At 64.6% G+C, this 18564-nt stretch carries 16 protein-coding genes; 9 read left to right on the top strand and 7 right to left on the bottom strand.

What is annotated here, in order from left to right:
• The first annotated feature begins 280 nt into the window (after positions 1-280).
• Together ACLL97_RS10110 and ACLL97_RS10105 are read left to right on the top strand one after the other, a co-directional pair.
• Positions 281-790, top strand: a complete 510-nt coding sequence (locus tag ACLL97_RS10110; RefSeq protein ID WP_411280344.1) for a DUF305 domain-containing protein — start codon at positions 281-283, stop codon at positions 788-790.
• Positions 791-835: 45 nt separating this feature from the next.
• Positions 836-2707, top strand: coding sequence for an LVIVD repeat-containing protein (locus ACLL97_RS10105; protein WP_411280343.1), 1872 nt, complete (start codon positions 836-838; stop codon positions 2705-2707).
• Between the two features lie 226 nt (positions 2708-2933).
• Here ACLL97_RS10105 and ACLL97_RS10100 read toward each other — a convergent pair whose 3' ends face one another.
• The gene (locus tag ACLL97_RS10100; RefSeq protein ID WP_411280347.1) at positions 2934-3524 is read right to left on the bottom strand and encodes a hypothetical protein; all 591 of its coding nucleotides are present in this window, start codon (positions 3522-3524) and stop codon (positions 2934-2936) included.
• Here ACLL97_RS10100 and ACLL97_RS10095 point away from each other — a divergent pair.
• From ACLL97_RS10095 to ACLL97_RS10085, 3 genes are read left to right on the top strand one after another with little or no spacing between them, the layout of a single operon-like run.
• The gene (locus ACLL97_RS10095) at positions 3439-3777 is read left to right on the top strand and encodes an FMN-binding protein (RefSeq protein WP_411280346.1); all 339 of its coding nucleotides are present in this window, start codon (positions 3439-3441) and stop codon (positions 3775-3777) included. The two genes, ACLL97_RS10100 and ACLL97_RS10095, sit on opposite strands and share 86 nt — an antisense overlap.
• Positions 3774-4748, top strand: a complete 975-nt coding sequence (locus tag ACLL97_RS10090) for an FAD:protein FMN transferase (RefSeq protein ID WP_411280342.1) — start codon at positions 3774-3776, stop codon at positions 4746-4748. Before ACLL97_RS10095 ends, ACLL97_RS10090 begins: the two co-directional genes overlap by 4 nt.
• The gene (locus ACLL97_RS10085) at positions 4741-5577 is read left to right on the top strand and encodes an RnfABCDGE type electron transport complex subunit D (RefSeq protein ID WP_411280341.1); all 837 of its coding nucleotides are present in this window, start codon (positions 4741-4743) and stop codon (positions 5575-5577) included. Before ACLL97_RS10090 ends, ACLL97_RS10085 begins: the two co-directional genes overlap by 8 nt.
• A gap of 66 nt (positions 5578-5643) precedes the next feature.
• On the opposite strand, the gene ACLL97_RS10080 is transcribed toward ACLL97_RS10085, so the two are convergent.
• Positions 5644-7242, bottom strand: a complete 1599-nt coding sequence (locus ACLL97_RS10080; protein WP_411280340.1) for a serine hydrolase — start codon at positions 7240-7242, stop codon at positions 5644-5646.
• Positions 7243-7311: 69 nt separating this feature from the next.
• Here ACLL97_RS10080 and ACLL97_RS10075 point away from each other — a divergent pair, with 69 nt between their 5' ends.
• Positions 7312-7956 carry a Uma2 family endonuclease gene (locus ACLL97_RS10075; protein ID WP_411280339.1) on the top strand — a complete coding sequence of 215 codons (645 nt, stop codon included), beginning with the start codon at positions 7312-7314 and terminating at the stop codon, positions 7954-7956.
• A 118-nt stretch (positions 7957-8074) separates the two neighbouring features.
• Here the strand turns inward: ACLL97_RS10075 and ACLL97_RS10070 are convergent, their stop codons facing one another.
• From ACLL97_RS10070 to ACLL97_RS10060, 3 genes are read right to left on the bottom strand one after another with little or no spacing between them, the layout of a single operon-like run.
• Entirely contained in the window at positions 8075-8599 is a 525-nt protein-coding gene (locus ACLL97_RS10070) for a M48 family metallopeptidase (RefSeq protein WP_411280338.1), read from the bottom strand.
• Positions 8596-8814 carry a hypothetical protein gene (locus ACLL97_RS10065; RefSeq protein ID WP_411280337.1) on the bottom strand — a complete coding sequence of 73 codons (219 nt, stop codon included), beginning with the start codon at positions 8812-8814 and terminating at the stop codon, positions 8596-8598. Before ACLL97_RS10065 ends, ACLL97_RS10070 begins: the two co-directional genes overlap by 4 nt.
• Entirely contained in the window at positions 8783-9613 is an 831-nt protein-coding gene (locus tag ACLL97_RS10060; RefSeq protein ID WP_411280336.1) for a hypothetical protein, read from the bottom strand. Before ACLL97_RS10060 ends, ACLL97_RS10065 begins: the two co-directional genes overlap by 32 nt.
• A 412-nt stretch (positions 9614-10025) precedes the next feature.
• On the opposite strand from ACLL97_RS10060, the gene ACLL97_RS10055 reads away from it, so the two are divergent.
• Positions 10026-11201: an ATP-binding protein gene (locus tag ACLL97_RS10055; protein WP_411280335.1), complete on the top strand. Its 1176-nt coding sequence runs from the start codon at positions 10026-10028 to the stop codon at positions 11199-11201.
• Positions 11202-11246: 45 nt separating this feature from the next.
• Here ACLL97_RS10055 and ACLL97_RS10050 read toward each other — a convergent pair whose 3' ends face one another.
• Both ACLL97_RS10050 and msrA read right to left on the bottom strand, forming a co-directional pair.
• On the bottom strand, positions 11247-13943 hold the full coding sequence (locus ACLL97_RS10050; RefSeq protein WP_411280334.1) for a protein kinase domain-containing protein: 2697 nt from the start codon (positions 13941-13943) through the stop codon (positions 11247-11249).
• 66 nt (positions 13944-14009) lie between these two features.
• The gene (msrA, locus tag ACLL97_RS10045; RefSeq protein ID WP_411280333.1) at positions 14010-14627 is read right to left on the bottom strand and encodes a peptide-methionine (S)-S-oxide reductase MsrA; all 618 of its coding nucleotides are present in this window, start codon (positions 14625-14627) and stop codon (positions 14010-14012) included.
• A gap of 292 nt (positions 14628-14919) precedes the next feature.
• Between msrA and ACLL97_RS10040 the strand changes: the two genes are divergently transcribed.
• Together ACLL97_RS10040 and ACLL97_RS10035 are read left to right on the top strand one after the other, a co-directional pair.
• Positions 14920-18243 carry a DEAD/DEAH box helicase gene (locus tag ACLL97_RS10040; protein ID WP_411280332.1) on the top strand — a complete coding sequence of 1108 codons (3324 nt, stop codon included), beginning with the start codon at positions 14920-14922 and terminating at the stop codon, positions 18241-18243.
• Between the two features lie 84 nt (positions 18244-18327).
• A complete protein-coding gene (locus ACLL97_RS10035) occupies positions 18328-18516 on the top strand; it encodes a type II toxin-antitoxin system VapC family toxin (protein WP_411280331.1) in 189 nt (62 codons plus the stop codon).
• Positions 18517-18564 lie beyond the last annotated feature (48 nt).

The raw sequence follows: 18564 nt of genomic DNA, 5'->3' as shown, positions 1-18564 counted from the left end.
GCTAACGCCGAGCGGCTAACGCCGAGCGGCTAACGCCGAGCGGCTAACGCCGAGCGGCTAACGCCACACCCTACCTAGCCGTATGGTCCACTGAGACTACGTACACCACACATACTTTTTCGTCGGCTCGCATTCAGGACCGGCATGTTGACGGAGCACACACGCTATGACGGCCAGACGCCCTCTCATCGCATTTGCAGTTTTTGGCCTGCTGGCGGGAGCGTCCTCGCTTGCGTCTGCCCAGAGCGGTATGGCAGGCATGGACCACCGCATGCACCGAATGGGGCCTGAGATCGTGATCCCCAAGGGAGCGCGGTACACCAAGGCCGACGTCGAATTCATGCAGGGGATGATCGCCCATCACGCGCAGGCCATCGTGATGTCGAAGCTGGCCGAAGCGAACGGCGCAAATCCGCAGGTGCTCAAGCTCTCGCGGAAGATCGATCAGTCGCAGGTGCCGGAGATTCACATCATGCAGGATTGGCTTCGCCGGTATGGCCAGTTCGCGCCGGACACCGCCTCGTGGCACGACATGCGAATGGACGGCATGCTGTCGGACGAAGAAATCAAGGAGCTCAGCACGTCACAAGGCGTCGCCTTCGATCGAGCGTTCCTCGTCGGCATGATCAAGCACCACGCGGGCGCGATCAAGATGGTCGACGATCTCTTCAAGTCGCCGGGCTCCGGTCAGGAAGTGGATGCCAACGTGTTCGCCAATGACGTCGTGACGGCGCAGACCGCGGAAATCGGTATCATGCGTCGCCTGCTCGCCCAGCTCCCTCCGAAGTAATTCCGAAGTAACTCAGAAGTACCGCGCCCGCCGAGGGCGTTCCCCGTGCCTTTCCTACCACTGGAGTATGTCCTGATGCGCGTGATGCGTGGCTTGATCCTGCTATTGGCAACTGCCGTCGTACCGACTCTCGCGTCGGCGCAGACGTACCCGACCAAAACAGATCCCCGGAACAATCTCAAACCCGGGCGGCTCGACGCGGGCGTGGCGGCGAGCAACATGAAGCTCCTCTCGTTCTCACCGAAGCCAGCCCAGTTCGACACGGCCCGCGGCCTCACGTTCGTCAACTCCGACTTGGCCTTCGGTACCCATTTCGTCTACCAGGCCAACTTCGCCGGCTTCACGATCTGGGATATCACCGATCCGGCTAAACCGAGCATTACCTCCGTCGTCCAGTGCATCACGTCGCAAGGTGACCCGTCGATTTACGGAAACCTGCTCTTCATTTCCGCCGAGGGCGCGGGCAACCGCAATGATTGCGGCAGCGGCGGCGTGCAGGACCCGAAGGATCACATGGCTGGCGTGCGCATCTTCGACGTGAGCAATCCGAAGGCGCCCAAGCTCGTGAAGAACGTGCAGACGTGCAAAGGCTCGCACACGCATACCATTGTGCCCAGCCCCACCGATCCCAACATCATTTATCTCTACGTCTCGGGGCAGCAGGCGGCCCGACCGGAGACCGAACTCGCCGGATGCAAGAACGGCACGGATGCGGCCGACCCGACGAACTCGCTGTTTCAGCTCGACATCATCAAGGTGGCGCTGAATCGTCCGGAGCAGGCTCGCGTGATTCCAGGCGCGCGCATCTTCACGGGCCTCGAAGAAGGCGGGGAGTGCAAGCAGTTCTGCGCGCCCGCCGACGCCCGCCGCGCAGCGGGCGGTCGCGCGCGCCCCGCGGCCGATCCGGCCATGCCCACCGGCCCGCGCAATTGCCACGACGTGACGGCGTACCCGGCGCTCCACTTGCTGGCCGCCTCCTGCTCGACGCACTCCATCGTGGTGGACATCTCGAACCCTGAGAAGCCGGTGCGCCTCGACGCGCTGACCGACACGAACAACTTCCAAGGGCGGCATACGGCGGCGTTCAGTAACGACGGCAAGAAGCTGATCCAGACCGACGAATGGGGCGGCGGCACGGGCCCGATGTGCCAGGCGTCCAGCATGATCGAGCTGGGTGGCAACACCATTATCTCACTCGACGCGAAGAAGAAGCAGGCGCAGCACGCGTACTTCAAGCTGCCGTCGGCGCAGGCCGCCGAAGAGAACTGTGTGTCGCACAACGGCGGCATCATTCCCGTGCCAGGTCGCGATCTGTACGTGCAGGGCTGGTACCAGGGTGGCGTGAACGTCATGGACTTCACCGACCAGGACAAGGCGTTTGAAATCGCCTACTTCGATCGTGGGCCGATCGATCCGCCGAAGCCGGTGGACGTGCCCTCAGCCGCGGCGGCCGCGCAGGCGGCGGGCGTACGCGGTGGCGGTAACACCATTGGCGGGTCGTGGGGAGCGTACTACTGGAACGGCTTGATCTTCTCGTCCGAACTCGACCGCGGCATGGACATCTACGAGCTCACCCCGAGCGCACAGTTGTCGGCCAACGAGATCGCGGCGGCGAAGCTGGTAACCTTTACGGAGTACAATCCGCAGAGCCAGCCGAAGATGACGTGGCCGCCGGCCTTCGTGGTCGTGCGCTCGTACGTCGACCAGCTGGTGCGCGGCAACGGTCTCGCGCTTGATCGCACCTCGGCGATTTTCGCCGCCCTCGACGCGGCTGAGATGAAATCCGGCCCAGCGCGCGCGGCCGCACTGAAGGCGCTTGCGTTGCAGGTCGATGGTGATGTGAAGAGCGCCAAGGATGGTGCTCGCGTGCGCACGATGGCGGGCGAAATCAGACGGTTGGCGACGGCGTCGAAGTAATAGCGCGCCCGCGGGGGCGCCGCTGACCCCGCGGGGCACCGCAGCGCACGCGGACGTGGTGCGTGGGCACGTGTTCCGCAGCAGAGCGAGTATTCGGGGCGTATATAAGCGGTATCCGCTGCACGCTCGGTCTGTTTTCTCGCCTTTCGACGCGCCCGCCTCCTCCCGTGTCCAAGTCTCGCGGCAATAATCTGGTCGCCCTCGGTTCGGCGGCCGTACTGATCATCTACACCGCCGGCTTCGCCAAGACGAAGCCGGCGGCCGATCGCATGGCGGCGGACAGCGCCGAGCGCCGTCCGCGCAGTGCATCGCGGGCGGGGGCGGTCGGGGCGCGTACGGCGGCGGGTGAGTCGGGAGCGGCCACGGTATCGGCCATGACGGCGTCGTCGGTGACGGAGTTGCCGGCCGCCGTCGTGGCGCCGGCGACGAGTGGGGCCACTGAATCGGCGGCGTTGGCAACGAAAACCGCGGCCACGACTGCATCGATAACTGCAGCGACATCGGCGGCGTCGGCGGTAATGCCTGTGGTGGTGAATTCGTCCACTGTGACGCAGGCAACTGCGAGTCCGGTCGCGATCGCGGAAGCTGCGCCGCCGCCAGTCACGGCGAGTGTGTCCGTGCCCGCACCGGCGGCGGCTTCCTTAGCGCCGGTCGCGACACCGAGCGTGACGCCTCCGAGTGTAGGTGTGAAGGCGGAGCCAGCGCCGACTGCTGCCGCGCCTTCGGCGCCTGTGTCGACGCCGGCGCCCGCCGCGGCACCGTCGGCACCGCCGGTTCCCGCACCCGCCGCCAAACCCGCCGGAAAAACGTCGTACAAAGACGGTGTATATCTCGGTCGCGGCACGTCGAGACATGGCGACATTGAAGCGATGGTCGAGGTGCGCGACGGACGTATTGCGAACGCGGTGATTTCGCAGTGCCTCACGCGCTATTCCTGCTCGTGGATCGCCGTGCTTCTGCCGCAGGTGGTGGCGCGTCAATCGGCCGAAGTGGACTACGTGTCGGGCGCTACGGTAAGCTCCGACGCGTTCTACTACGCGGTTACACAGGCGCTCGCCCAGGCGAAGTGAGTCGCGCGGCGCTCAATGAACTCGGCGTGAGCGCGCCAATCTCCTCGCGCCCTCGCATGGGCACGGTCGTGACGATCGAAGTGGTGGGACACGATCGCAGTCAGCGCGCCCGACGCGCCCGCGATCTCGCCATCGAGCGTGCGTTCGCGTGGTTCGATCGCGTGGAGTCGGTCTGTTCACGCTTTGACGCCAGCAGTGAGTTACGACGACTGTGTGCCACACCGGGCGTTGATGTCGTGGTGTCGCCGATGCTGTTCGAAGCGGTGCGGTTCGCGATCGCGGTGGCTGAGGAAACGCACGGGGCGTTCGACCCCACCGTCGGCGCGCGCATGGAAGCCCGCGGGTTCAATCGGGACTACCGAGACGGCAGCGTCGTGACAACGGCAGTGAACGCCGAGTTGCCGGTGTCGTTCCGGCATGTGCTGTTGAACGAATCGGCCCGAACGATTCGCGTGGAGCGTCCGTTGTTGCTCGACTTGGGCGCTGTGGCCAAGGGGCTTGCGATCGACATGGCGGCGCAGGAGCTGCGGCCGCTCGTGAATTTCGCGATCGACGCGGGCGGTGACTTGTATCTGGCCGGGCACAATGCCGATAGCGCGCCGTGGACGGTGGGCATTCGCGATCCGCGCGACGCGCAGGCGTTGCTCACGCGCGTGTCGCTCAGTGACGCTGCACTCTGTACGTCGGGAGATTATGAACGTCGCGTGTTGGAAAGCGATTCACACGGCACAACCGGCGACGATTCACGTGAACATCACGTGCTCGACCCGACCACCGGCCGCTCACCGCGCGACGTGATCAGCGTGTCGGTGATCGCGCCCACGGCAATGGTGGCCGATGCACTCGGCACCGCCGCCTTCGTGCTCGGGTGCGACGAGGGTGTCGCGCTCCTCGAACATCATGGACTTCGCGCGTGCGTCGTAGACGCGCAGCTGGTCCGTCACACAACGCAGGATTGGATCGATGTCTGAGGTTGTCGCAACGATGTCGCCGATGCCGTTCACGTCGCTTACGAAGTTCTTCAAGACACCGAAGGGCCTGCTGGTGATCGCGCTCGCGTTGTTGATTCCGCTGGCGGCCACGGCCAGCGGGTTCGCCGTCGTTGCGCCGGGCGTTGCTGCCGCCGCCGTCGCCGCGATGTTGATCGATGCACCGATCCTGCGCTATCGCGACAAGGCATGGTCGTTCCCGAGCGGCGCGTTGCTCACGGGCCTGTTGGTGGCGATGGTCCTCAGCCCATTTGGCTCATGGAAGATCGCCGCCATGACCGCCGCCATCGGGGTGCTCAGCAAATACGTGGCACGCGGCCGTTCGGCCAACGTGTTCAACCCGGCCGCGCTGGCGCTCGTGATCAGCTACTTCGCCTTCGACACTGGGCAGAGCTGGTGGGGGGCGCTCCCCGAGTTGCCGATCGTGGCCCTGGCCGCGCTGTTCATCACAGGCGTTTTCATCACCGATCGCGTGAACAAGATGCCGGCGGTGCTGGCGTTTCTTGGCGTGCACTTTCTGTTGTTCACGCTCACGGCCTTCGTGGGGGATCCAGCGCGCGTGGCCGAGCTGTACCGGGAACCCGACCTGCACGCGGCGCTGTTCTTCGCGTTCTTCATGGTGACGGATCCGCCTACCTCACCGCCCAAGGCGCGCGATCAGATCGTGTTCGGCGTGATCACGGCAGTGGTGTCGTATCTGGTGTTCGAGCTGGTGGGTGCGGTGTACTTCCTGTTGGCGGGCCTGCTGGTCGCCAATGGGTGGGAAGCGTGGCGGCGACATCGGGTGCGGGCACGGCGAACTGCGAAGTAGGGGGTGGGGAGTATGGGGTCAGGAGCGCGCCCTACTCCCGACTCCCTACTGCCGACTCCCGACTCCCTACTGCCTACACAGCGGCGCCGGCCCGAGCACCGCGTCCGCCCGCATCGGCACCACCGTGAACTGCTGCACACGCGCCGGTTCGGTCGGCGCCAGCGTGATGCCCACGCTCAGTGCACCGTTGGCACACTGCATGCGCCACACGCCGCGCAGCGCGTTTTCGGCCCACAGCTGCCCCACCGCCTTGCAGTTGCCACCCACCGCGTTCGACATCTTTTCGATGGCAGCGGCGCGGCGCGGACCGGACTCGTCGAGAAACAGATTCATGGCGGCGATGCTATCGGCCAGCGGTTGCTTCCACTCCTGCACCAAACGCGTGGCCTGTTCCTGCATGGCGAGCAGCACCGGTGTCGGCTGCGGCTCGCGCGGCTTGAGGCCACCACTTCGGGCGAGAATTTCGAACGACTGGTCGATCACGCCCGTCCAGCCCGTGTACGTGAGATTGCCAAGGGCGACGATGCCGACACCGTACTCGGGGAGCCAGCGCATCTGTGAGCCGAAGCCTGGCAAGCCACCTGAGTGCGACACGATATGCGCGAACAGACAGTTCGATGCCGATCGGAGTCCGTACGCATAACCGCCAGCGTTCAGGGACAGCACACCGGCCGCGTTGCGCGCGGCCGTGGCTCCGCCAAAGCGCGCGATCTGTTGCATCTCACGCAGCGATGACCGCTTGAGCACCCGCGACTCGGCGCCATCGCGTGCCGGCCACGCGTCGAGCATGAGCGCGACCCAACGACTCAGATCTGCACTCGATGTAAGCATGCCGCCCATCGCACCGAACGAGCCGTCGGGCAGCGCGGCTTCCTCGAGCCATGCGCCGTCCTGTAACCGATAGCCGTGCGCGAGGCGGTCGGCGGGCACGTCGCGCGCTTCCATCGTGGTGGAGGTCATGCCGAGCGGGCGCAGCACGCGCTGCTGGATATAGCGCGCGTAGGGCATGCCGCTCACGTTCTGCACAATGCGGCCAAGAATCGCAAAACCGAAGTTCGAGTACTCGTACGCCGTGCCCGGTGCCGTCGAGAACGGGATCCCGGCTTTGATCATCGCCGAGAGCTGCGCATCGGTGGCGGCCAGTTGCTGATCGCCCCACGGATTGTCTTCGGGGAATCCGGCGGAGTGTGACATCAGATGCCGGATCGTGATGCGCGGCGCATCGCTCGTGGCGTAGCGCATCGCCTTGAGCTCCGGCACATACCGCTCGGCCGGATCCTCGAGCGACAGTTTCCCGGCGTCACGCAGCTGCAAAATAGCGAGCGAGGTGAAGCTCTTCGTCATCGAGGCAATACGGAACACCGAGCTGGTATCGACCGCACTCTTGCTTGGCACCTCGCGCAGTCCCAGGGCTGCGACATGGAGCAGCTTGCCGTCGACAATCACGCCGTACGCGATGCCCGGTACGCGCGAGTTCGTTGCGAAGGTGCGCATCACGCTGTCGATCTGCGGTAGCGCGGCGCGGAGCTTCGTGACGCGAGCGGGATCGGAGAAGCGCGCCGGCGGAGCGATGCTGGATTGCGCGGCGACATTCGCCACGGCGGTCGCGGAGAGCAACGCGGTGACGACAGCACGCACGACGAGGGACGGCGAAGAGCGGCGCATCAGGATTCCGGCTGCAGGTGAGTACGACTGCGGTAACGGGGAGTCTAGTGCTCCGTGCGGGGCGGGGTAATGCATCCCAGCGACAGGCCGTGCGTTGTTCCAGACGTGACCCCTTGCCATCTCCCCACCGCTGCTCGGCACACTATGGCCATGCCCGCGCTCATGCCCCGTATCTGGACTGCCGCCGAAGTACAGGCGCTACCAGACAATCCGACCAACCGGTACGAATGCGTGGACGGGGAGCTTCTAGTGAGCCCTTCGCCCCGTCTCATTCACCAATCGGCTCTCACGGCGCTCTGGAGCATACTGGAGCAGCTCGTTCGTTCCGGCGGACTAGGCGCCGCGTTCGTCGCGCCGTCGGAGTGGGTTCTGGATCGCAAGACCTTGCTGCAGCCTGACCTTTACGTGGTGCCGCTGGTCGACGGTCGTCGCCCGCGTACCGATGAGGAACGCGGCCACCCGTTGCTGTTCATCGAGATCCTGTCGCCGAGCACCGCTCGCTTCGATCGCGTCATTAAGCGCGGCCGCTACCAGCGCGCGAACATCGAGTACTGGATTGTGGACCTCGACTCGCGCCTGATCGAGCGGTGGCTGCCGGGAGACGAGCGTCCAAGCATCCACGCCGAGCGATTGGAGTGGCAACCCGCGAATGCCGATGCGCCCTTCATGATTGAGCTGGAGCCGTTCTTCACCGAGGTACTTGGCCCCGCCTGACGCGTCGGTGCGTTCAAGGGGGCCGCGTCCTTGAACGCTCCTCAGGATCCCGGCTGCAGGTTCAGGACGACTTCAAGGCTTCGAGATTCGGATTCAGCGTGATCGTGCCGGCTGGGGTTCAACTGCCCCAACGGCGTGACATACGGCGTATCCGTACGCTGATCGAAAGGTTGGTCAACTTCCGCTCTCGCTTCTGCAACGCAGCGATCTGGCGTGCGAAGATCTGTCTCGCCCGCTCCGTATACCATGCATCCATCGTGCGCTTTACCGCTGACACCGACTCCACGCGCTCAACACGTACAACGATGCCACCTGCGGTAACGCGAACGCTCGGTGCTCCCGCTTGAACGCGAAGGACATACTGCCGACCGAGATACAAGTGCGTTTCACCCGAGACATAGCGGCGCGGCGCGGGCAGCGGATGTAGTTCCCCGAATGTCCGCAGCTGCTTGGCAATCCACGAGCGCTTGGCGCCAACGCGTCGCTCGATCTCCTCGAGCGATTTGTGCTTGGGGGCCCTCTCCGCGACGCGCAGGTTCGGATGCACCGTGATCGTCAGGTCACGACGGGCTTGGACCGTCAATTCATACTGAATACGGTGCTTCCCCCATGTGAGCCCCTTACGCAACATAGTCTCGGTCACTTCGCCTCATGCCGCGCTGCCAAGCGGAGAGACTCTTCCATCAGCGCGTCAATCTCATCGATCGGCAGTGACAGGTCGTACCGCTTCTTTAGCTCGAATAGTAGATCCTCAACCTCGGTGCGCATCCGGTTCTGCACATCAGTGTTCTCAGTCCAATTGACGACCCGTAACTCATCAATCGCTTCATCGATGGAAACGGCGGCCTCCTCGCTCATCGCTTTCACGAGTTCGGGATCGGTCGAATATCGCGCGGCTCAGGTATTCGGCATCGCTCAGTCGCTGCGCACGCCACTCGGCGATCGCCTGCTCCAAGAGTTCGGAGAACCGGCGATAGAAGGCGGGGTCGTCCATGCGCTCGCGAATGGTCTTCGCGGTGCGGCTGGCAATGGTGTCAGCCTTCGACGCCGTACCATTTATCAATTGCACTTCCTTCGCGAACGCTTCCCGGTCGAAGATGTCAACGAGGCCCGTGATCCGCTCAACGTCGCCGGTGCCAACGTGCCGGTCGATCAGTCGTTGGATCTTCGGCTCATACACGCCGAAGTCGATCGACTCCGCATATCGACGTCGCACCGACTGCCGAAGGGCGAGGAAGTACTGCCGATCCCGCCTGTACTCGTCGATCTTCTCGGTGGCGGTGTTCTCGAGAAAGTGCAGGCTACCGAGCGCCACGTCTGAGGTGCGGGAGTAGGCGCTGAGGCACTCATAGAAATCCTGGCGAATGGCCTCGTCGGCGAGCAGGCGCTCGTACGCCTCCTGATCGCGCTTGTTGCCCACGGTCTTGAACACCCCGCGCAAGTCAGCGCTTCGTTGGGGGAGCTTTCGTACCTCTGCCGACACGTCGGTGATCGTACCGTTTGGGTCGCCAGGCGAAAATCCCGCCATCGATCCGTACAGATCCAGCACCTCGCTCAGTCTGTGCAGCACGCCTGCGTAGTCGACGACGTATCCAAAGTCCTTGCCGGGATACGCACGGTTCACACGGGCGATCGCCTTCTTGTGTTTCGGCGGCATGATTTTGTGCTTTATGTCGATTCGCTTTTCGTTTTCCATTCTCAGTGAGATCGATGCTTCTCGAAGCTTCGTGAGATGTGTTGGCGGACCTCGTGTCTGAACGCCTCTTGTATCGGAGCGACGCAAGCCGATTCGTTCCGCAATTGGTTGGCCCGCATGGCTTTGCGGTATTCGTCCCCGCTTCCGAGCTGGTGCCTCTCTTGGGCCGTCCGGACCTTCGTCCGCGAGTGGGCGCGGTCGAGACGCTCGGCACCGACGTCGTCAGAAAAATCAGGTAACCTTTCAATTAGCCGCTATCTAACCTTGCAATCAGCCGCGCAGCAGAGTTGCGATTAGCCGCATGCCAGACCCGGCCGCTTATCTCTGATTCGCCGAAGCTCGGCTGCTCGAAGCCCTCGCCGACTCGCCGGCCGTGCTCGTGCATGGCCCGCGACAATCGGGCAAGACCACCCTCGCCCGAACAGTGGGGAACCGGCTGGGCTACGCGTACCTCACGTGTGACGACGACACGGTCCGTGAGGCGGCGCGGTCGGACCCGGCGGGCTTCGTGGCGGATCTCCCGGCGCACGCGATTCTCGACGAAGTCCAACGGGTCCCTGAACTCTTCACCACACTCAAGTCGGCGATCGATCGCGACCGCGCGCCGGGCCGCTTCATTCTCACGAGCTCGGCAAATGTGCTGCTCCTACCCCGGCTGTCGGATTCGCTGGCCGGACGCATGGACGTCCTGCGATTGCATCCCCTCGCCCAAGCGGAGATCGAGCGGAAGGAGCCACGGTTTCTCGAGCGGCTGTTCACGGGAGAGTTCCGGGCGCCACCGAAGCAGCGGCTCGCGTTTGGCCTGCTCGACCGCGTCGTGGCTGGTGGATATCCCGCCGCACTCGCGCGATCGACCGCGCGGCGTCGGGCGACCTGGTACCTGAACTATCTACACGCGCTGGTGCAGCGTGATGTGCGCGATATGTCGCGCATCAGTTCACTCGACGTGCCGCCGCGGCTGCTGGCCGTAGCCGCCGCACACACCGCGCAGTTGCTGAACGTGGCGGGACTCTCCGCGCCGTTTCAGCTCTCACGGCCAACCATCAATGACTACATCACGCTGCTCGAGCGGGTCTTCCTGCTCGACCGATTGCCGCCGTGGCATTCCAACCGCCTGAGCCGACTCGTGAAGACGCCGAAGCTGCACGTCGGGGACACCGGACTGGCGTGCGCGCTGCTGGAGATGGACGCCGATGCGCTGCGGGCCGACCGCAGTACGCTCGGGCATCTGCTGGAAACATTCGTCTATCAAGAATTGCGACGTCAGGGAAGCTGGTCCGACGCACCGTTGACGTTCTTTCACTTCCGCGACCGGGATGGTGTCGAGGTGGACATGGTCATCGAGCGCGGTGCGCGCGAACTGGCTGGCGTCGAGGTGAAGGCGGCCGCGACCGTCACCGCCGCCGACTTCGGCGGGCTGCGGAAGCTCCAAGAGGTCACGGGAACGCGTTTTTGCTGCGGCGTCGTACTGTACGACGGAGAGACGACCGCGTCATTCGGCGACGGCATGTATGCCGTCCCGATACGCAGCCTCTGGGAAACAACGTGACCGGCTCCTTCGAACCCGTCGTCGAAGACGCCGCGAGAGCGCGCATCAGGATCCCGGCCGAAGGTTCAGGACGACTTCGAGGCCAAGGAGACGAAGCAGTTGTGCGGTGTCGATAAAAATCATGCTGGAGCCGTCGGGCGACATTGTCCAGTTGCGGACATAGCCACGGTTGTAGATCGTGCGCTCGCCGCCGAGCGTCGGTTTCCCGTCAGGCCCCGTGGAGAACGACAGCCCGACAAATGCGCCTTTGCCATTGTAGAAGTGCAGCGTGCGCCCATCGCCGCTCCACACCGGAAGTCGTCCACCGCTACCCGACACCGCCGTGCGCGAGGTTGGCGTGGGAAACGGGCTCACGAACACCTGGTCCACGCCCGAGACGTTCGCCGTATACGCGAGCCAGCGTCCGTCGGGTGATATGGCTGGCGACTCCTCACGCGCCGTCGTGTTGGCATAGGGTTGCACCGGACCACCAACGCTGCGCCGAAACACGCCGATGTCGATACTCGAGGAGCGGGGCGTAGCGGTTCCGGACACCGCGATCCAGTCGCCGTTCATCGAGATCTCTGCCACCCCAGACCAATTCGTGATCGGCGGCAACACTACGGCGCTGCCACTGCCGTCTGAAGCCCGCACCGAGAATGTTGTCGGCTCGCGCGAGAGATACACAATGCTGTCGTCGCGCGCGGTGAAGGCCGGCAGGCGCCCGTAGTCGTCTCCCGAAACCGTCTGCGCGACGCCCCGGGCGAGGTCCTGCGTAACGATCGTCCAATTCTGGAAGCCGGTCCGCAATGGCATCACGATTCGCTGTCCATCGCTTGAGAACGCGGCGCTCCCCACGACGACCGAGCCGTTGCTCGCGATGCGAATGGGCGTATTGACGCCGCTGCGCCGGATGGTGACACTGGTGTTCTGGGTCCACCCTCCTCCAAAGCCACTGGTCCGCTGGGCAAGCACCAACGTGCCGTTCGGCGCGACCGCATACTCGGCGTGTGCGAGAATGGGTGAGCGCAGCACGTTACCGTCGGCAATCTTGACCGCCGGCCCCGTGGTATCGCCTTTCACCGGGTCGAAAGGGAAGGCTAATAGCGCGCCTTCGCGGTTCACCAGCAGCCGTTTCCACGCCGGAACGTAGGTCGGCGTCGCGCCGAGCATCAGTTGCCGTGGTGTCGTGGAACCGGTCGGGAGCCAGTACACCGCGGGCACACGCCCCAGCGCGGCATAAGCGAAGAGTATACCGTGTCCGCCCTCCACGGCCGATGGGCCAATCGGCTGTCGCTCGAGGGAGTCGGCATTCAAAACGGTTGAGAGCTGCGAGGTCTGCAGGTCCGCGCCGTGAATGGTGGTGCCGACGGTCACGAGCACGCGCTCGTTCGAGAGCCACGTGGTGCCACTCACAAAGCCGGTGGGCAACTGCGCGATCTGCACCGCCGCCCCTCCGCGTAATGGCATACGAAAGAGCCGCTGGTTGGCCACGAACAGCAACTGCTGTCCGTCCGGCGAAATCGACAGTGAGGTCGCGCCTTCAGTGCCCGGGAGCACCGTCGACGAGAGCGAGCCAAGCTCGCGTATCAGCAGTCGCTGCGGCGGCGCACCCGCTGTCGAATCTATGGGAACTGTTCGAGCTTGATAAACCAGCGAACGGCCGTCCGGCGACAGCACCATCATCTGCCCGCAGCACACCGCCTGCAGTTCGAGCGAATCCGGCGCCGTGACGAGGAATCGCACTGGCTTCTCGGTAGCGCGCGATGCGATGGCGCTGCCGGCAACACTCTTCGCGCCGATCACACCGAGCAGCGCACCGGCGGCGAGTCCGCCGACCCACGGCAACGCGCGCCGGACCGCTGAGGGGCGACTCGTGCCCTTCGCCGCCAGACGCGCGCCACTCACTGAACGTATCGTACCGGTGCCGTCGCTGAGCGCCGACGCGAAACGCTCGGCACTGGGATGTCGGTCGGCCGGCAACTTCTCGAGCGCCGTGGAGACCGCATCCCATACGTGGTCGGGCACGCTCTTGCGTAGATCGGTGAGCGGCACCGGCTCACTCGCCAACACCTTGGCCACGATCGCTTGCATCGTCGGGCCGGTGAACGGCGGCTCGCCTGCCAGCATCTCGTATGTCACCACGCCGAGCGCGAATATATCCGCGCGCGCATCGACTGTTCGCTCACCCATTGCCTGCTCGGGCGCCATGTACTGCGGCGTGCCGAGCGAGAGTCCGGTTTGCGTCATCCGCTGACCGCCGGCTTCCGTGACGGCCAGCGCAATGCCGAAGTCGGCAACCATGGGCCGACCGTCGTGCAGCAGAATATTCTCCGGCTTCACATCGCGGTGCACGACGCCACGCTTGTGCGCGTAGTCGAGCGCGCTGGCCACGTCCTGTGCAATGCGAACGGCGTCGGCCACGGGCAACTGCCGTTCGCGGTCAATGCGCGCCCGGAGCGTTTCCCCTTCCACGAAGGGCATGACATAAAACACCAGTCCGTTGGCGCTTCCTGAGTCGAAGAGCGGCAGGATGTGCGGGTGCTGCAGCCCGGCCGTGAGTTCGATTTCCTTGAGAAACCGCTCGGTGCCCAGCACGGCCGACAGTTCCGGGTGCAACACCTTGATCGCTACCTGCCGATGGTGCCGCTCGTCTTGGGCCAGATACACGGTGGCCATGCCGCCGGCCCCGAGCTCGCGCTCGAGGCGGTAGCGACCGGCCAGCGCGGTTTCGAGGCGCGCGTGGACGTCGGATGAATTCACGAAGTCGGAGCTGGGGGTATCACCACCCCAAAGTACGGTTCCGTGCCGAGAATGCGCGAGTGTGCGCTACTTGCCCTGCGTCTTCTCCCAGAGCGCCGGGTACTGCTTCTTGAGCGCGTCGATCTTGGGGAGGTCGTTGTACACGATGTACGGCTGGTCGGTGTGGCTGTACAGGTAATTCTGATGATACGACTCGGCGTCGTAAAACTTCGGCAGCGACGCGACCTGCGTCACGATCGGACGTGAAAACGTCTTGGCCTGCGCGAGCTGCGCGATCACGGTCGTGGCGCTCTTCTGCTGCTCGGCGTTGGTAAAAAAGATGGCCGAACGGTACTGCGTGCCCACGTCGGGCCCCTGACGGTTGAGCTCCGTGGGGTTGTGGGCCACGGTGAAGAACACGGCCAGCAGCGTTTCGTACGATACGACGGCCGGGTCGAAGGTCACCTTTACCACTTCCGCGTGTCCGGTGCGGCCACTGCTGACTGATTCGTAGTCGGGGTTCACCACCGTACCACCGGCATAGCCAGACACCACCGTCTTCACGCCCTTCACGTGCTCGAACACCGCTTCCACGCCCCAGAAGCAGCCACCGGCGAAGACGGCGGTCTGTAACGCAGTGGCGTGTGCGTTCGGAGTAAACGACAGGGTGGCAACGAGTGCCGCCGCGATGACTGAGCGAAACATTTCACGTCTCCTGAGTGGAAAACCTGCCCGGACGCCGGCAACGGGATGCAGCACATAGCCGGAATCGGGGCGGGAAGTTCCCGCTGCGTCGAGGATTGCCGCCGCCGTCTGCCGCCGCGCGAACCACCCACGATAATGGGGGCGCCGACAAAGTCGGTGTAGAACGGTGGGGACTGTCTCGAGGCGATCCACACGGGATTCGCTTCACGGAGCTACCGTACCGAGCATGAAGCTCCCCGCGAAACTCGTCCGCCATTTCCCGGCAGTAATTCAGGAGCGGGGAGAGGCATACGTGGCCGCTGGTTCAGTGAAGATCACGAGCACCACCGGCTACCGCGTCCTGGCGCTGGCGCACGGGACGGCCACCTACGCCCTCGACCTCTCAGCGCGACCCGGACAGCTGTCGCTTGCCTGCACGTGCCCGTATGCCGCTGAGCAGGGCTGTTGCAAGCACTTGTGGGCGCTGCTGCGGGTGACAAACAGCAGCGGGAAGTTGTCCAGGCTGCTCGATATTGTGGGCGCAGCCGGCAAGTACCGTTTCGCCGTATCGGCTGCACCGGACGACGGGGACGACGACGAAGACGGGTCGTCCGACGACGATTTGTACGATTACTTCGACGATGACGAACTCGACGACGAGTTGGACGATGCGTTGATCGACCTGCTGGTTGGCGACGCGCCAGCTAGTGTCGTGCCCCGCGGCGCCGCCGGGCGCCAGCCGAAGCCGCGTTGGCCAGGGCCACCCCCGCCGGCGTGGGTAGACATCGTGCAGCAGTCGTTGTGGCAGATGCAGGCCATGAAGGCGTCTCAGCCACCCGTCGCGCGCACGGAGGTTTGGCCCGCCGACCGTCGCCTCGTGTACATCATCGATCTCGACGCCTCCGCCCATGTATCGGGTCTCAAGATCGAGCTCGGTACCGAGAAGCGCGATCGCCACGGTGTGTGGAGCACCGCCAAGCGGTTCCAATATTCGCATGGCGTTTGGCTCAATGCGCCCGACGCCGTCGACCGCCAGATCGCCGAGATGCTGCTGGGCTCTGCCGACTTGCGCGGAGTGACCGGCTTGCCGACCGGTGGTTTCTTCGTGCGTCCGCGGGCCTTCGCCACGACGCTCCGGCTGATGTGCGAAACGGGTCGTGTCCGCACGCGAAGCGCGAGAGCCGAGTTGCACGATCGCCCGCTGCACTGGGACGATGGTGCGCCGTGGCGGTTTCGTCTGCGCATCACACGGTCGTCGGATGGCGATCACCAACTGTCGGGCCTGTTCTATCGGGGGGATGACGAGCACGACGTTTCGGCGCCGCAGTGGGTGCATTCTGCCGGCGTGATGCTGACGGCGGATGCGGTCGCCGCTTTCGATCATGAGGGAGCGTTCCCGCTGGTAGCGGCGTTGCGCACTGCTGTGACGCTGCCCCTTGGTCAAGATCCGTCGGATTTCCTGGAGCAGGTGCACCGACTGCCGCACATCCCGACGCTGGAGCTTCCGCCAGGCGAGGCGCTGAGTAGTAGCGACATGGTCCCCACGCCGTGCCTGACGATCACCAGTGGCACTCCGTCGTGGCGCGCGACGCTGCCACAGCTCGCGCTCCGCTTCCGCTATGGCGCTGTCACGGTCGATGCCGCAGAGACGGTGTCCGCCGTCTTTGATCGGACGGCACGGCTGGTGTACCGCCGTCAGGAAAACGCGGAGCTACAGGCGCGCGAGCGATTGCGGGCGCTCGGTGTGCGCGCCGAGTGGAACTACACCGCCAAGGCCAATAGCCTCGTGGTCTCGACGTCGAACCTCACGCCGATGGTGCGCGCGCTGGTTACGGAAGGGTGGGAGGTAAGTGCGAACGGCATCGCCTATCGCCAAGCGGGGCAAATTCGCGCCGCCGTGCGATCGGGTGTGGATTGGTTCGACCTGTCAGGGACGGTGTCCTACGGTGACATCGACGTGTCGCTGGCCGCCGTGCTCGATGCGCAGCAGAAGCACGATGGCCTGGTACCGCTGGCCGATGGCGCGATGGGATTGGTGCCGGCCGAGGCGCTGGAGCGCATGGGCGTACTGCTTGGCGCCGGGACACGTATCGATGGTGCGATTCGCTATCGACGATCGCAATTGGCGCTGCTGGATGTGCTGTTGGATGCGCTGCCCGATGTAGATGTCGATGCTGCGCTGCACCGTGCACGTGGCGAGCTGGCGGCGTTCCGGAGTATCGCCGCCGCCGATGCGACGGATGGTTTTGTCGGTACGCTGCGGCACTATCAGCGCGAGGGGTTGGGTTGGTTCGACTTCCTCCGGCGCTTCGAGCTCGGTGGCTGCCTGGCCGATGAGATGGGCCTTGGCAAGACGGTCCAGGTATTGGCGCTGCTCGAGGCGCGTCGTGCCGAAAAGGCGGGACTCTCGTTGCTGGTGGTGCCGCGTTCGCTGGTGTTCAACTGGCTGCGTGAAGCGGCGCGTTTTGCCCCGTCGCTGCGCATGCTCGACTACAGCGGAACAACTCGTATGGCCGACGCGCTCGACGCCGGCGATGTCGACGTGGTCATCACCACCTACGGCACGTTGCGTCGTGACGTGGCCACACTCGGCGAACGCGAGTTCGACTACCTCGTGCTCGACGAAGCACAAGCGATCAAGAATGCCGGCACCGTTACCGCGAAGGCCTGTCGACTGGTGCGCGCGCGTCATCGTCTGGCGTTGAGTGGAACACCGATCGAAAACCGCATCGAGGAGCTGTGGAGTCTCTTCGAGTTCCTCAACCCCGGCATGCTCGGCGCGTCCACACGCTTCAGCGTTGCCGCCCGCGCCGCGTCGGCGGGCGTCGCCGAGCCCGGGAGCGCGAGCGTGCTGTCACGCGCGTTGCGACCGGTGATCCTGCGGCGCACCAAGGCGATGGTAGCACCGGAACTGCCGGCGCGCATCGAGCAGACGCTGGAAGTGGAGCTGGAACCCAGACAGCGTGCATTCTACGACAAGTTGCGCCGCCAGTTTCAGGCCAGTGTGCGCGATCGGGTGGAACGCGACGGGATGCAGAAGTCGCGCATGCACATTCTCGAGGCATTGCTGCGTTTGCGGCAAGCGGCGTGTCATCCGGCGTTGGCAGACAAGTCACGTGGCACGTGGCCGTCGGCCAAGCTGGACGCGCTGCTCCCCGCCTTGCAGGAAGTCGCGGCCGATGGTCAGAAAGCACTCGTGTTCTCGCAGTTCACGTCGTTTCTGACACTTGTGAAGGCACGGCTCGATGCGGCGGGCATCGTGTACGAATACCTGGATGGCCGCACCAGGGATCGTCAGGCGCGGGTCGATCGATTCCAGTCGGACGGGAGTTGCCCGGTGTTTCTCATCAGTCTCAAGGCCGGTGGACACGGGCTCAATCTCACGGCGGCCCAGTATGTGTTTCTGCTCGATCCGTGGTGGAATCCGGCGGTCGAAGCGCAGGCGATCGACCGGGCGCATCGCATCGGTCAATCGCGGCGAGTGATGGCTACGCGTCTGGTGGCGAGCGATACCATCGAGTCGAAGATCCTGCAGTTGCAGCAGTCGAAGCGACAGTTGGCCGACGCGATCCTGTCTGAAGATCCCGGGGCGCTGGGCTCGATTGGACGCGAGGAGCTGGACCTGTTGCTGAGTTGACGGCGACGACGTCCGCGACGGCAGCAGCTCGCTCTCTCCGCTCTCTGGGGAGATCCTTGGCTACGACGCCTTTGGCTTGCCCACATGCGGGCTGTCCTGATCGACTCGTCGGCATTGTTGGCGATGCTCTTCGGCGAACCCGACGCGACGCCCATGGTTAGAGCGCTCGAACGGACGACGGAGCGCTATGTGTCGGCGCCGACGTTGACGAAGGCCGGCCTGGTGGTGTTCGCGCCACTTGGAGCAAGCGGCGAACTGGCGTTTTTAGCGTAGCGCCTCCCCATTCGGGTCGCGGTCGATGAACTACGTTGTGCGGCCGTC

It is taken from the genome of Gemmatimonas sp., from assembly GCF_046594945.1.
GTDB lineage: Bacteria > Gemmatimonadota > Gemmatimonadetes > Gemmatimonadales > Gemmatimonadaceae > Gemmatimonas.
Note: the sequence above shows the minus strand (reverse complement) of the source record. Positions and strands in the feature narration are given on the sequence as shown.

Excerpts from the sequence above, each read along its gene's own strand:
- ACLL97_RS10110 (WP_411280344.1), top strand. The coding sequence starts at position 281 with ATGGGGCCTGAGATCGTGATCCCCAAGGGAGCGCGGTACACCAAGGCC.
- ACLL97_RS10085 (WP_411280341.1), top strand. The coding sequence starts at position 4,741 with ATGTCTGAGGTTGTCGCAACGATGTCGCCGATGCCGTTCACGTCGCTT.
- ACLL97_RS10080 (WP_411280340.1), bottom strand. The coding sequence starts at position 7,242 with ATGCGCCGCTCTTCGCCGTCCCTCGTCGTGCGTGCTGTCGTCACCGCG.
- ACLL97_RS10075 (WP_411280339.1), top strand. The coding sequence starts at position 7,312 with ATGCATCCCAGCGACAGGCCGTGCGTTGTTCCAGACGTGACCCCTTGC.
- ACLL97_RS10065 (WP_411280337.1), bottom strand. The coding sequence starts at position 8,814 with ATGAGCGAGGAGGCCGCCGTTTCCATCGATGAAGCGATTGATGAGTTA.
- ACLL97_RS10060 (WP_411280336.1), bottom strand. The coding sequence starts at position 9,613 with ATGCCGCCGAAACACAAGAAGGCGATCGCCCGTGTGAACCGTGCGTAT.
- msrA (WP_411280333.1), bottom strand. The coding sequence starts at position 14,627 with ATGTTTCGCTCAGTCATCGCGGCGGCACTCGTTGCCACCCTGTCGTTT.
- ACLL97_RS10035 (WP_411280331.1), top strand. The coding sequence starts at position 18,328 with ATGCGGGCTGTCCTGATCGACTCGTCGGCATTGTTGGCGATGCTCTTC.